The following is a 13,444-nucleotide window of genomic DNA, read 5'->3' as shown; positions in this document are numbered from 1 at the left end:
ATGGCAGGGAGGCACTAAGTATATGGGCCCGCTTCTATCTTTACCGGATTGTGGGCCTATGCCTTCTGGTTTCATTACAACTAGTGTCAGAACTAATAACTACGCATGAAAAAACTACTATCCCTATTGATGGCTTTCTGCCTGGTGCCGGGTGTGTGGGCAGCTGAAGTCCCGAAAAGCTTATTTGACTTTGTTGCGAATAAGGGCCAATGGCCAACCCAGGTACAGTTTGCGGCCGATGTTCCCGGCGGCCGGCTTTTCCTGGAGCCTACGGGCTTTTCTTACAACCTGGTGGCGCCAGACCACGAACAGCACACCGATGCTGCCGCTTCGCAACCAGTGCGTGGACACGCTTTCCGGGCCCAGCTGGTAGGAGCCCGCTCTAGCAGCCCAGTAGCGGGGGAGCAGCAGCTGGCGGCTTACCACAACTATTTCGTGGGTAACGACCCCGCCAAATGGGCCTCCAAAGTCCCGTTATTCCAAGCGGTACGCTATTCGCAGCTGTATCCGGGTGTGGATATGGTCTGGCACACGGCAGCCGGCCAGCTTAAGTACGATTACGAGCTGGCCGCCGGTACCGACCCCGCGCGCATCCGGCTGCGCTATGAAGGCCTCGAACAGTTGGAGCTAGTGGATGACGCCCTACGGCTGCATACTTCAATGGGAGTTATTACGGAACAGCCCCCGATAGCCTGGCAGACGGATGCACAAGGCCAGCGCCACCCAGTGAAATGCCGGTTTGTTTTGCGCGGGCATGAGGTAGGTTTCGTGGTAGACCGGCGCAACCCGCGTTGGCCGCTCACCATCGACCCTTCGCTTGTATTCAGCACCTATACCAGCAACTCGGGCGGCATGTCGGCGAATGTGGCGGCCGCCGACGCCCAGGGCCAGACGTATGTGGCGGGCTATGTTCTGACAACGCCATTTCCAGTGACGCTGGGCGCCTACCAAACAACAATGCGCGGCGGCAACATCGGTTTGATGAAGCTCAACGCAGCGGGCAGCGGCTTGCTTTACGCCACCTATCTGGGCGGCAACAGCAGTGAATACCCCCTCGACATTGCGTTCAACGACGCGCAGGAGCCCTTTCTTCTTTCCCTTTCCTCTTCTTTTGACTACCCCCTCCGGCCAACGGGTGGCTTCGACCGCACGCTTGGAGGGTCGCAGGACTACGTCATCAGCCGACTAAACACGGCCGGCAGCCAACTGCTGGGCTCCACCTACCTGGGCGGCTTTAGCAGCGAGGGAGGTTCGCTTTCCAGCATTGCGGCCAGCATAGTAGTGGCCCCGGGCGGCGACGTGCTGGTGGGCGGCACCACAAGTTCTTCGGATTTTCCCACCCTCAATGGCGTGCAGAACACTAAGTCGTCAGGTATCGACGGCTGCATCACCCGCTTCGATTCCGGCCTCAATCAGTTACGCTGGTCGACTTACCTGGGCGGCTCGGGTCTGGACCAGGTGCACGACCTGCTGCTGACTGCCGATGGCTCAGTTTACGCGTGCGGCTCCACAAGCAGCAGCAACTTGCCGCTGGGCGCCAGTGGCCTCAACCGCACACTGCTTGGCGGCACCGATGGCTTTGTGGTCAGCCTAAGTAGCACCGGAGCTACGCTGCGCAATGGCACATTCCTGGGTACCACGCAGCAGGATGCCGCCCGGTTTCTGGACGTAGATGCCAGCGGCCGGATTCTGGTGGCCGGAGCTACTGCAGGCAGCTACCCCACTACGCCCGGCGTGTTTCAGTCGACCAATGCCACCAGCAGGCTGTTTATCCATTGCCTTAATCCCACATTGGGTGCCACCGCTTTTGCCACTCAGCTTGGGATGGGCAGTAGCTCCGGCTTTCTGGATTCCAACATTGTCACTGGCTTTGGAGTAGATGGCTGCGGCCGGCTGCTGTTCAGTGCCTACACGACGGCCAGCAACTGTCCGCTGTCGGCGGATGCGCTGCAACGGGCTCCGCGCAGTCTGTATCTGGGCGCACTTTCAGGCAATGGGCAGGCATTGGTATACGGCAGCTACTTCGGGGGGCCTCAGGGTTTCCAGACTCACCTGCACTTCGCGGCATCCAACCAGATAACCCGCAACGGCGACCTTTACCATGTGGAGTGTACGACCTCCACCCAGTTCCCAACCACGCCCGGTTCCTACGTTAGTGTCCGCAACGTAACCGGCAATGCCGGGGCAGTCTTCAAATTCTCGTTTTCCGGGGCTGCCGCTCCGCCGCAGGCGGCAATACGGCCTGTCAATCCGGGGTGCGCGCCTCTGCTGGCACAGTTCATCAACACCAGCAGTGGTGGCAACCGTTACCGCTGGACCTTCGGCGACGGCTCGCCCATTGACACCACCTTTGCCCCCCAGCACCGCTACACACAGCCCGGCCGCTACCGGGCGCGGCTGGAAGTAGAGCAGCGCTCTACCTGTGGCATCAGCCGGGATACGACTTCTGTGCTGGTGGTGGTTACGGGGCCGCCACCGGTGCGGGCAGCTGTGCCGGCCGTGGCCCCGAACTGCGCGCCTCTGCTCGTTCAGTTTGGCAACACCAGCAGCGTTTCGGCTGCTAGTACCAACCGTTACCGCTGGAACTTCGGCGACGGCTCGCCTATCGATACCACCTTCACCCCCCAGCACCGCTACACGCAGCCCGGCCGCTACCGGGCGCGGCTGGAAGTGGAGCAGCGCTCTACCTGTGGCATCAGCCGGGATACGACTTCCGTAATAATAGAGGCAACGGCCCCCATACCCGTGCAGTACCGCAGCGACTCACTGGATTGTGCTCAGCCGCTGGTGCTGGAAGCCTACACGCCGGGCAACTACCTGTGGTCGACGGGAGCTACCAGCCGAAGTATTGCTGTGCAGCAGCCAGGCAGCTATTCCGTCACGGTGGCCGTGGCCGGCAAATGCGACGCCGTGCAACGCTTCGAAGTCCGGGCCATAGCCCTGCGGCAGCCAGCCAATATCATCACGCCCAACGGAGACGGCAAAAACGAAACCTTCCGGCTGCTGGGCCAGCTGCGTGGAGCGGAGATACGCATTTTCAACCGTTGGGGCAGGGAAGTATACCATGCTTCCCGCTACGACGACTCGTGGCAGGGCGAGGAGCAGCCAACGGGCCTGTACTACTACCTTGCCACTCGCCCCGAATGTGGCCTGACGTTCAAAGGCTGGCTGGAAGTGAGCCGCTGATTCGTTATTCAGCAGATAGCAATACGCTAAAAATGCAACTCCTGGCCTCTGACAGACTACATATGTAGCCTGTCAGAGGCCATTTTTTAGCTGGTAGTGCCTAGTGGTGGATGCCAAGAGATAAAGCATCCAATTCCGTGCGTTTAGAGCATCGAGAAAGCCTTACCAGTGGCCCTCCATATTGCCTGCTGCCGGGGCAGGAATGTTTTGGTCATGTCCCTCGGTATGGGTGCGCCGGCAGCCTGGTTGGGGTGGCGGAATGCACCAGCGCCAAGAAAAGCCAGAGCCAGCGTACTATTATCGGCCCCAACCACGCCCTTACCGGCGCACTTCAAAGCCAGAGTACCCAACCAGCGGCCCGGCCGTGGCCTGCACTGTGTGCACCTGCGCTGCGGGCGGCCCATGGTGGCACCAGGCCTGTAGGGCATCCAGCGCCTCCACCGGGCCTTCGGCTTCAATGGTGACGCTGCCGTCGGGGTTGTTGCGAGTGTAGCCGCCGACACCCAGCTGCCGGGCCTGCTCCTGCGCCGACTGTCGAAAAAATACGCCCTGCACGCGGCCATAAACAAGAATAACGCGGTGTTGACTAGCCATAGAAACGGTTTTTGAGCAAAGGGCACCCATTGATTTGCGCCTGGACAGGCCAGCTGCCAGCTTTAATACGGCGCGGAACGCCTGCGTGATGCCGGCCGGTTCGAAGCGCGTGCCCGATCTTGCGGACTTCTGACTGACTCCAACTGACTGCTTATGCGCTACCGCCTGCACAACTGCACCCTGTACACCGGCACCGAAGTGCTAACCAATCATACGCTGCTTGTGGCGGCTGACGGACGCATTGGCGGCATAGTGCCCGACGAGCAGGCCCCCGGTGATGTGCCGGCCGTGGACGGGCGCGGCTTGCGCTTGGCCCCCGGCCTGCTCGATCTGCAGGTGTATGGTGCCAACGGCCGGCTGTTTTCCGTGCAGCCCGACTACGCTGCCCTGGAAGCCCTGACAACGCACGCCTTTCGGCATGGCACAACAGGTGTGCTGGCCACAATGCCTACCAACGCCTGGCCTATGGTGCAGGCTGCCCTTAAGGTTGGCCGGGAATTTCGGCAACTGCCGGGTTTGCTGGGTCTTCATCTGGAAGGACCCTATATCAACCCCGCCAAAAAAGGCGCGCATCAGGCAGAATTCATCAAAGTGCCCACTGTGGCCGAAATAGAGGAACTACTGGCGCTGGCCGACGGAGTGCTGCGCATGATGACACTGGCGCCCGAGTGCACGCCACCGGCCGTAGCACCACGGCTACGCGAGGCGGGCGTGGTGCTGTCGGCGGGGCACTCCAATGCCACTTACACGCAGGCAATGGCCGGTTTCAATAGCGGATTTAAGGCGGCGACACACTTGTTTAATGCCATGTCGGGGCTGCAGGGGCGGGAGCCAGGGCTGGTAGGCGCCGTGTACGATGCAGATTCAACTTGCGCCAGCATCATTGCCGATGGTGTACACTGCGACTTTGCGTCCGTGCGCATCAGCCACAAGATTATGCGGGAACGGCTGTTTCTGATTACGGACGCCGTGACTGGGAGCGAGCAGGGCGCCTACCAGTTCCGGCGCCAGACCAACCACTTCGTGGATGCGCAAGGCACACTGGCAGGCTCGGCCCTTATATTGCCCCAGGCCGTGCACAACTGCGTGGAACACGCTGGCATTCCGCTGGCAGAAGCTTTGCGCATGGCTTCTCTCTACCCCGCCCGCGTGCTGGGCCTTGACGGGCAGCTTGGGCGGCTGGCCACCGGTTACAAGGCCGATTTCTGGCTGTTTGATGAGAAGCTGAACGCCATAGCAACGGCGCGCGGTGGCGAGCTGGTCTGGCACGCCTAGCAGTGTTTCGCTGCAGGCCATGACTGGCACCATGCTGGCTGGCATGGGCCTTGTAGTGGCCGCGGCCGGTTGGCAATGGCGGCTCCACTAAGCGCATCGGTGAATAGCTGGCTTGCAGCTTCTTAGCGCAGCCTATCCGCGCTGGCGAACAGCCTCAAACGTGAGGATGGCCGTGGCGGTACTCACGTTCAGCGAGTCGATGTAGCCGCCCATCGGAATGATGATGGTTTCGGAGCAGGCCTGCATGAGCTCCGGCGTGAGGCCATCGGCTTCGGTGCCCATCACGAAAGCTGTGGGGCCCCGGAAGTCGCACTGCGTATAAGGCCGGGCGTGGTTGGTGAGGGCAGCAGCGTAGGTGCGGATGCCGTGCTGCTGGCACCAGCCGAGCAGCTCCTGCCGGGTGGTGGCCACGGTGGGCACCGTAAAGATGCAGCCGATGCTGCTGCGGATGGCGTTGGGATTATACAGGTCGGTGCGCGGGTCGCAGATAATAACGGCGTCGGCGCGGGCAGCATCGGCAGTGCGCAGGATGGCCCCCAGGTTGCCAGGCTTCTCTACGGCTTCCAGCACCAGCAGCAGCGGCGTAGCAGGCAGCGTGAGGCCGGCCAAAGTATGGCGCGGCGGCTGCGCTAAGGCCAATACGCCGTCAGAACCTTCGCGGTACGCTACTTTCTCAAACACTGTCTTCGACACGTCAATCCACTCCGTGTTGGTGCCGGTGCACAGCGTATGCAGCTCGGCCAGCCGGGCCGGGCCGGCCAGTTCCGGGCACACAAACAAGGTGGGCACGACTACGCCCGCCGCCCGCGCAATAGTCAGCTCACGCAGTCCTTCGATGATGGTGAGGCCCTGCTCGCGCCGCTCCGACGATTTTTGCTGCAGACGCAGCAGATTCTTGATGCGCGGATTCTGAGGGCTGGAAATGAGGTCGGGCATGGCAAAAACGGGCGCAGCCGATTGGCCAGCCGCCCAAAGATACGGGGCCTGCGCCAAGACAACCGGGGCTTTTCATAACCTCAACCGTTATTCTTGCAGGCGCGTAAGCGTGCTCACTTTCGGTTTTGCCCTTTTTTCTCGCTTATGCGGCTACAACTCAATACTAAAATTCTGCTCGGCTTCATGGTGGCGCTGGTGGTGCTGGTGCTTACATCCCTACTGGCCTACCGCAGCATTCTGCAACTGAGCTATTATACCCGCCAGGTGGAGCACACCTATCAGGTGATGCAGCACACCTCCGACCTGCGCATGAACATGCGCGACGCCCAGCTGGATGTGCGTAATTATCTGTTGCTGGCCGATACCTCGCGGCTGGATGAGGTGCAGGGCAGCCTCGACGGGGCCTTGCGCGACTTCGATTCGCTGCAGCTGCTCACGCGTGACAACCCGTTGCAGCAAAGCCGCCTCGATACTTTGCGGCAGCTGATGGCCACGGAGAAAGCCCTGCTAACTAAATGGCGAACCGTGGCTCCGACGCCCTACGCTGCCCGTGACCTGGTGCTGGCCGACCAATCTACTTTGGCCAATCTTCGGCGTATTCTTCTCGATATCAGTGATACCGAAACCGCTCTGCTGGACCAACGGCGTCAGAATCAGGATTTTTATGAGAACACCAGCCCACTGGCCATTATTATCTCGGCCGTAATAGCCGTTCTGATTGTGCTGTGGCTGTTCCGGAAAATCTCGCAGGAGCTGCAAGCCAACCAGCGTCTGCAGCGGGAGCTAACCACCGTAAACGAAGACACTGCCCACCGAATCGAAATCATTGAAAACCTGGCCAACCAGGTTGTACAGGGCGACTTCAGCGTGAAGATCAGCCAAGGTCCGGAGCGCGACAGCCTGGGCAAGCTGGCAACGTCGCTCAACCACATGACCCAAACGCTCGACGAAAACTTCACTGCGCTCCGCAACCGCAACCAGGAGCTGGACCAGTTTGCGTACGTGGCCTCGCACGACCTGAAGGCACCTTTGCGCGGCGTGACAACAGTGGTGAAGTGGATTGAAGACGAACTGCAGGGCGAGCTAAGCAACCAGATGCGCGAGTACCTGGGCATGATGAAAGGCCGCCTCAGCCGCCTCGAGGACCTGATCAATGGCTTGCTGGCCTACGCCCGTGCGGGCCGCACCGAGCAGCGCGTTGAGGAAGTAGACGTAGCCCAGCTCGTGCGTGAAACCACGGAAATGGTAGTCCCCGACAACTTTCGGGTACATTTGGCCAGTTCGCTACCCGTTCTGCAGACTGACCGGCTAAGCTTGCAGCAGGTATTCACGAACCTGATGAGCAACGCCGTGAAATACCACAACCAAGAAACGGGCACCATCACCATCACCTGCCGCGACGTAGGCAAGTGCTACGAGTTTCGGGTGCAGGACGATGGCCCCGGTATTGCCCCCGAGTATCACGAGAAGATTTTCCTGATTTTCCAGACGCTGCGTGACCGGCACACCGCCGAAAGCACCGGTATTGGCTTAAGTATCGTTAAGAAAATCATTGATGAGAAAAAAGGCAGCATTCACGTCGAATCGGCCATCGGCCAGGGTGCTACCTTCGTATTCACCTGGCCGAAATAGGTGATAGAGCAAGCAGTAACAGGGCCATGCGCAGTAGGTTGCTCGCTGCCCTATCTTCAGCACTTGCCTGCGCCTACCACTTGCTGCCTCTTGGCCGATCATTCTCCATTTCATCATCTCCCCATTATGCGCTCCGTCCTACTTGTCGAAGACGATTTCTTTGATACCATGACCGTTAAGAAATCCTTCGAAAAATTCAGCGTGCAGCATCAGCTTTACACCGCCTTCAATGGCTTGGAGGCGCTGGATCTGTTGCTGGGGCTCAACGGCACGGAACCCATTCGGCCGCTGCCGGAGGTGATTCTGCTGGATTTGAACATGCCCAAGATGAACGGCCATGAATTTCTGACTGAAATCCGCCGTAATCCTGAGCTGGCAGATATTCCGGTGTTCATTACTACTACCTCGGCCATGGACGTAGACCGCCTCAATGCGCAAAACCTGGGCGTGAGCGGCTACATTCTCAAGCCCATCGATTTCGAATCGACACCCGACATGGTAGATAGTATGAGTTTGCTGGAGAAACTGCTTAAATAGCGCGGCGGACTGCCAGTAGCGTGGTGGTACGCAGCGCTAGTTGAGGTGCGGGGAGTTTTGCCCGGAATTGGGCATTTGTTTTGCGGCATTCAGGCAAGATGGTTTTTTGCGGGTTGCAACCGGCAGCGCAATTTCCGGCTCTTCTACTTCGTCACTTCTGCTCCTTTCCTCTATGTTATTCCGTTCTGCCTTATTGCTGTCCTTGGGGCTGGGAGTAGTTGCTCCTGCCATGGTATGGGCCCAGCAGGCTCCACGCGAGCTTAACACGCTGCCTTCGGCGCAGCCGGCACCGCCCCGCCCGGCTGCTGCCACTCCCAGTGCCACTCCCGATACCACGCGGCAGGCGGCACCACGCCAGCTGGCTGCACCGCCCGCCGCGCCCAGCAATGTGGCCCCGCAGCAAGCGCCGTTGCCTCCGGCGGCTACTACCCGCTACAGCGTTGGCCTGAAAACCGGGCAGGTATACAAAGGCTTTGATGTGCTGCTTAAACAACCACTGCTAGGCCGTCCCTACCTGCTCATGGACGGGCAGCAGCGCTTCGAGCTAGACCAAGTGCGCTACTACGAAGACGAAACGGGTTTTTATGTGCGCACCACCCTGCCCGGCCGCTCCTCCCGCGAGTCTACGCTGCGGCGCGACAAAGTCGGCCGCATCAGCTTGTACTCCATCACCAGCACACAGTATGCCGGCAACGGAATGGGGGGTTTTGGGGGCTTAGGGGGCTACGGGCGGTATGGCGGCTTTGGGGGCTACCCCTACGGCTTTGGCGGACCGATGTATCGCACCACAAAAACCGAGTACTTCAGCAAAGACAACGGCCCGATAGAAAACCTGAACGTGCGCACTCTGGCCCTAGCCACCGCCGACAACCAAGCCGCTACCAGCCTGTTGCTGCAGGCCCGCCAGTACCAGACCTACACCACACTCAGCTACGTGGCGGCCGGCGGCCTGATGGTGGCCGGACTGGTGCAGTCGCTGAATCCCAACAGCAATGGCCCTTCTATTTCACCGCTGGTATATGCCAGTTTGCCTTTGCTCATTGTGCCGTTGGTGCTGGGCGGCAAAACCCAGAACAACGTCCGGCAGGCCATCAGCCTCTACAATCGGGTGCCGTAGGCCTCCTGCGCCTTGCTGCGGCCGGCTGGCATCTGCCGGTAGCCTGATGCAGGAAGGTTGGCTGGTTGCTGCGCTTGTTCTTGCGTGCCAGGCGCCAAGTAAATATCAGCTGGCTACCCGTTTCAGGAACAACTGAAAAACACCAACCGCCAGCTGCGCGTAGGCACCTATGTGAAACCTGACCTATTCTCGGCAGTTGATGCCGATACAGAAGCGCGCCGCCAGAAAGCTTTGCTGGTACACGAGCGGCTTTGCGCAGAATACGGCGCGCCATTCCCATTTTTCAGTACCAAGGATCCGCTAAGTGAGTTGGTGAGTGCCTTGCTTTCGCACCGCACCCGCAACCAAGACTCACACCGGGCCTATCAGGAGTTGCGGGCCCGTTTTCCTACTTGGGAGGCGGTGCGCGATGCGCCTACCGAAGAAGTGCAGCAGGCCATTGCAGCCTGCACCTGGCCCGAGCAGAAAGCGCCGCGCATCCAGGCGGTGCTGCGCGAAGTGAGTACCCGCTGCGACGGTGGCCCCTGCCACCTGGAATTTCTGGCCACTCTCCCCGTAGCAGACGCCCGCGCCTGGCTGGAAGCTATTCCGGGTGTAGGCCCCAAAACCAGTGCCGCCGTGTTGCTTTTCAGCACGTTGCGCATTGCCGCTATGCCCGTTGACAGCCACCATCACCGCGTGGCGCAGCGCCTCGGCCTCATTGGCCCCAAAGTAGGCGAAGCGGCGGCGCATAAGCTGCTGGAAGCCTTGCTCCCACCCGATTGGGATGCGCAGCTCGTCTACGACCACCACGAGGCGCTGATGTTTCATGGGCAGAAGTGCTGCTACTTTCACACGCCCGCCTGCAGCCGTTGCGTCATTCTCGACCAATGTCCGTTCGGGCAGGCACGACTGAAGCAGTGAGCTGGTAAGTTGTGCTGTCTGATTTCTTGTCCGGCATATTCTTGTATTTGCTGCCCCATTGCCATTCCTTTCATCCACGGTTACCTCATCATCTCTCTCCTATGAAACCTACTTACGGCGTACCGGCTCTGCTTTCCTTCTTCATTCCGGGCTTGGGACAGCTCATCAAAGGCCAGATTCTGAAAGCCTTTCTGATTTGGGCAGTTGGGGGGGCGTTGAGCTTTTTCCTGGTCTGGACCATAGTGGTACCGTTTGTCATCTGGGCCTGGAACGTCTACGACGCCTACAACGACCCCGCGTAGCAGCGTGGCGGTGCTGCACCTCAGGGCCAAGCCCAATGCCCGCCACAATGCGTTGCACCTGGCGGCAGATGGTACTGTTACCGTACGCCTGCATGCCCCGGCGCAAGACGGCAAGGCCAATGCCTGTCTGCTGGCTTACCTGGCCGAGGTATTTGGGCTGCCCAAGTCACAGCTGACGCTGCTTAGCGGCCATACAGCTGCTTTCAAAAAGGTAGATTTGGCGGGTCTTACCGATGAGAATATGCAGGCTACATTGGCTTGCTATTCTGCTTTTTAGATTCGGTTCATCACTAAACATAGCCCGTACTTATGACTTTTCCGATGTGGGCGCAAGCCGGTTTTTGGGGGCTTGTGTCAGGGTCGGCACTGCTGCTGGGTGCAGCAGTGGGCTACTTTGTGCAGGTGCCACAGCGGCTGATTGCCGCCATTATGGCGTTTGGCAGTGGCGTCCTGATTGCTACTCTTTCGTTGGAGCTGATGGAAGAAGCCTACCACAAAGGCGGCTTTCAGGCTACGGCCCTTGGGTTTGTTGCAGGCGCAGGCGCTTTCACACTTGCTAACTGGCTGCTGGCCCGCCACGGTGCCAAGCACCGCAAACGCTCCGGCCAGTATCAGCAGCAAGAGCGGGCCGCCGTGCAGCAGGGCCAGACGGAAAGCACAGAAACCGGCGACGACAATAGTATGGCCCTGGCCATTGGGGCTTTGCTCGACGGTATTCCCGAGAGCATTGTTATTGGGCTGAGTATGTTAGCGGGTGGCGCAGTGAGCGTGGTGGCGGTAGTCGCTATTTTTCTGTCCAACCTGCCCGAGGGGCTTTCCAGCGCCTCCGGTATGCGCAAGGCTGGCCGGCCGGCGCGCTATGTGCTGCTGCTGTGGGCCGGTATTGCTTTGGTTTCGGGCGTGGCGTCGCTGGTTGGCTACACCGTGTTCAGCCAGTTTTCCGATGAGGTGGTAGCCGCCACCATGGCCGTATCGGCCGGGGCTGTACTGGCCATGATTGCCGACACCATGATTCCGGAAGCATTTGAAGTCGCCCATAATTTCACGGGCTTCATTACGGTGCTGGGGTTTCTGGTATCGTTTTTCCTAAGTAAAATGGAGTAGCAGGCCGCCATGCAGAGGTGTAGCCGAAGCATGGCGGCCTGCTACCCTACACACGAAAAAGCCGCCAGATTCCCCCCTGACGGCTTTTTCTCCCCACTCCTCAACTCACCCGGCGTTTTGTATCCCCGCTTTCCGGAGCCGGGAGCCTGGCTACCGGGTGATACTTATACGCTTTGCTCAGCCGGCTCACGACGGTAGCTGCGTTCAAATTCTTCGTCGATATGGTAGGTTGATTCTTCGTGCTGGCTAAGGTCGAGGCCCAGTTCTTCGTCCTGCAGCTTTACACGCAGCCCAAAGAAGTGGTCTGTGAGCTTGAGCAGCAGCCAGGAGCCGACAAACGAATACGTTACCACAATCAGCAAGCCCAGCACGTGGTAGCCAAACACGGTAGCAGAACCATGCACCAGGCCTACTTTGTCGGCAAACACGCCGGTTAGCAGCATCCCGACGATGCCCCCCAGGCCGTGGCACGGAAATACATCCAACGTGTCGTCGATGGTGGTGCGGTTGTTTTTCCAGTGCACGGCGCCGTAGCTGATCAGTGAGGCCAGCACCCCAATAAAAATGCTGTGCCCATACTGCACAAAGCCAGCCGCGGGCGTAATGGCCACCAGCCCTACCACGGCCCCAATGCAGGCACCCAGCGCGGTAGGCTTGCCGCCATGCACGGTTTCTACCAGCAGCCAGGCCGTGAGGGCAGCGCCGGAAGCCAGCGTGGTGTTCACGAAAGCCAGCGCCGCTACGTCGTTGGCGCCCAACGAGGAGCCAGCATTGAAGCCAAACCACCCAAACCAGAGCAGGCCCGTACCCAGCAGCACATAAGGCACATTTGGAGTAGAGAAAGCCGCTTTGCGAACGTGCGTACTGCGGCGGCCCAGCACCATGGCGCCGGCCAGGGCCGCAATACCCGCTGAAATGTGCACCACCGTGCCGCCCGCAAAATCAAGCACGCCCCACTGGCGCAGGAAGCCTTCAGGGTGCCAGGTCCAGTGGGCCAGCGGGCAATAGATAACCAGGCAAAACAGCACCATAAACGCCAGATAGCCCTTGAAGCGTACCCGCTCGGCAAACGAGCCGGTGATAAGGGCTGGCGTGATGACGGCAAATTTCAGCTGAAAGGCAAAGTAGAGCACGAACGGAATGGTAGCCGCAAACGCCGGATTGGGTGCCGTGCCCACATTGCGCAGCATGATGAACGTCAGCGGATTACCAATCAGGCCGTGCCAGGAGTCGCCGTAGGCCAGCGAGAATCCGACAAAATAGAATACCAGCGTAATCACGCCCATAGCCACAAAGCTTTGCAGCATGGTGCTGATGACGTTTTTGGGCCGCACCATGCCACCGTAGAAAAACGACAGCCCTGGCGTCATGATAAGCACAAAGGCCGTAGCCGTGAGCATCCAGGCCACATCGGCTCCATTAAGTGCGCCCGCCACCGCCGCTGGATGGGCCACCTCCGTGAAGGCTGCAATGGCCGCCAACCCGATTAGCGTAACCAGCGAAAACATGCTCAGACTGGTAAGCTTTTTTGAGGTTGCAATCATAGGTGCAAAAGTCAGTGGGGTGTAATTTTGTAAGGCAATTTAAGCACGAGCACATATCTATCAAAGATTACCCCTAGTTTTTTACCCCATGTTTCGATTATTTACTCATTATTCAACCTAATACCCCTTAAAAATACAGCTCTTCACTTATTCAGCATACTATTTATTGCATAAGCCTGCTTGCCTGCAAATTTTATGCAGCAGTGAAAATTGGAGGATGTTTGATACGTGAGGTAGGCATCTTTGCATTTCCAGATACCTCACCATATCACCGCCAGAGGTAGCAAATGCTGAGCAGCCGTTGCGTGTGGCAC

12 protein-coding genes are annotated in these 13,444 nt (G+C 59.2%); 9 read left to right on the top strand and 3 right to left on the bottom strand.

Annotated features, from left to right (window positions below; all coding sequences use genetic code 11):
• Window positions 1-105 precede the first annotated feature (105 nt).
• Window positions 106-3,186 carry a DUF7948 domain-containing protein gene (locus H8B14_RS06175; RefSeq protein ID WP_187314748.1) on the top strand — a complete coding sequence of 1,027 codons (3,081 nt, stop codon included), beginning with the start codon at window positions 106-108 and terminating at the stop codon, window positions 3,184-3,186.
• A 318-nt stretch (window positions 3,187-3,504) separates the two neighbouring features.
• Here the strand turns inward: H8B14_RS06175 and H8B14_RS06170 are convergent, their stop codons facing one another.
• Complete coding sequence (locus tag H8B14_RS06170) at window positions 3,505-3,780, bottom strand: acylphosphatase (RefSeq protein WP_187314747.1); 276 nt, start codon at window positions 3,778-3,780, stop codon at window positions 3,505-3,507.
• A gap of 153 nt (window positions 3,781-3,933) precedes the next feature.
• On the opposite strand from H8B14_RS06170, the gene nagA reads away from it, so the two are divergent.
• Window positions 3,934-5,055, top strand: coding sequence for an N-acetylglucosamine-6-phosphate deacetylase (gene nagA / locus H8B14_RS06165; protein WP_187314746.1), 1,122 nt, complete (start codon window positions 3,934-3,936; stop codon window positions 5,053-5,055).
• A 132-nt stretch (window positions 5,056-5,187) separates the two neighbouring features.
• Here nagA and H8B14_RS06160 read toward each other — a convergent pair whose 3' ends face one another.
• Window positions 5,188-5,991: a TrmH family RNA methyltransferase gene (locus tag H8B14_RS06160; protein WP_187314745.1), complete on the bottom strand. Its 804-nt coding sequence runs from the start codon at window positions 5,989-5,991 to the stop codon at window positions 5,188-5,190.
• Window positions 5,992-6,135: 144 nt separating this feature from the next.
• Here H8B14_RS06160 and H8B14_RS06155 point away from each other — a divergent pair, with 144 nt between their 5' ends.
• The 7 genes from H8B14_RS06155 (at window position 6,136) to H8B14_RS06125 (ending at window position 11,586) form a co-directional block, all read left to right on the top strand.
• Window positions 6,136-7,623 (top strand): sensor histidine kinase, encoded by a 1,488-nt coding sequence (locus H8B14_RS06155; protein ID WP_187314744.1) that lies wholly within the window; start codon window positions 6,136-6,138, stop codon window positions 7,621-7,623.
• 126 nt (window positions 7,624-7,749) lie between these two features.
• Window positions 7,750-8,160 (top strand): response regulator, encoded by a 411-nt coding sequence (locus H8B14_RS06150; protein WP_187314743.1) that lies wholly within the window; start codon window positions 7,750-7,752, stop codon window positions 8,158-8,160.
• A gap of 172 nt (window positions 8,161-8,332) precedes the next feature.
• Window positions 8,333-9,277: a hypothetical protein gene (locus H8B14_RS20860; RefSeq protein ID WP_222840556.1), complete on the top strand. Its 945-nt coding sequence runs from the start codon at window positions 8,333-8,335 to the stop codon at window positions 9,275-9,277.
• Window positions 9,278-9,448: 171 nt separating this feature from the next.
• A complete protein-coding gene (locus tag H8B14_RS06140) occupies window positions 9,449-10,180 on the top strand; it encodes an endonuclease III domain-containing protein (RefSeq protein ID WP_315984806.1) in 732 nt (243 codons plus the stop codon).
• A 101-nt stretch (window positions 10,181-10,281) separates the two neighbouring features.
• Window positions 10,282-10,482 (top strand): DUF5683 domain-containing protein, encoded by a 201-nt coding sequence (locus H8B14_RS06135; RefSeq protein ID WP_044014034.1) that lies wholly within the window; start codon window positions 10,282-10,284, stop codon window positions 10,480-10,482.
• Window positions 10,483-10,492: 10 nt separating this feature from the next.
• The gene (locus H8B14_RS06130; protein WP_187314742.1) at window positions 10,493-10,759 is read left to right on the top strand and encodes a DUF167 domain-containing protein; all 267 of its coding nucleotides are present in this window, start codon (window positions 10,493-10,495) and stop codon (window positions 10,757-10,759) included.
• Window positions 10,760-10,791: 32 nt separating this feature from the next.
• Window positions 10,792-11,586, top strand: a complete 795-nt coding sequence (locus H8B14_RS06125) for a ZIP family metal transporter (RefSeq protein ID WP_187314741.1) — start codon at window positions 10,792-10,794, stop codon at window positions 11,584-11,586.
• Window positions 11,587-11,750: 164 nt separating this feature from the next.
• Here H8B14_RS06125 and H8B14_RS06120 read toward each other — a convergent pair whose 3' ends face one another.
• Window positions 11,751-13,130 (bottom strand): ammonium transporter, encoded by a 1,380-nt coding sequence (locus H8B14_RS06120; RefSeq protein WP_261989922.1) that lies wholly within the window; start codon window positions 13,128-13,130, stop codon window positions 11,751-11,753.
• Between the last annotated feature and the right edge of the window lie 314 nt (window positions 13,131-13,444).

Origin of the sequence: Hymenobacter puniceus (assembly GCF_014333525.1) — a bacterium.
Classification (GTDB): Bacteria; Bacteroidota; Bacteroidia; order Cytophagales; family Hymenobacteraceae; genus Hymenobacter.
This window is presented reverse-complemented; position numbering and strand designations above follow the sequence as displayed.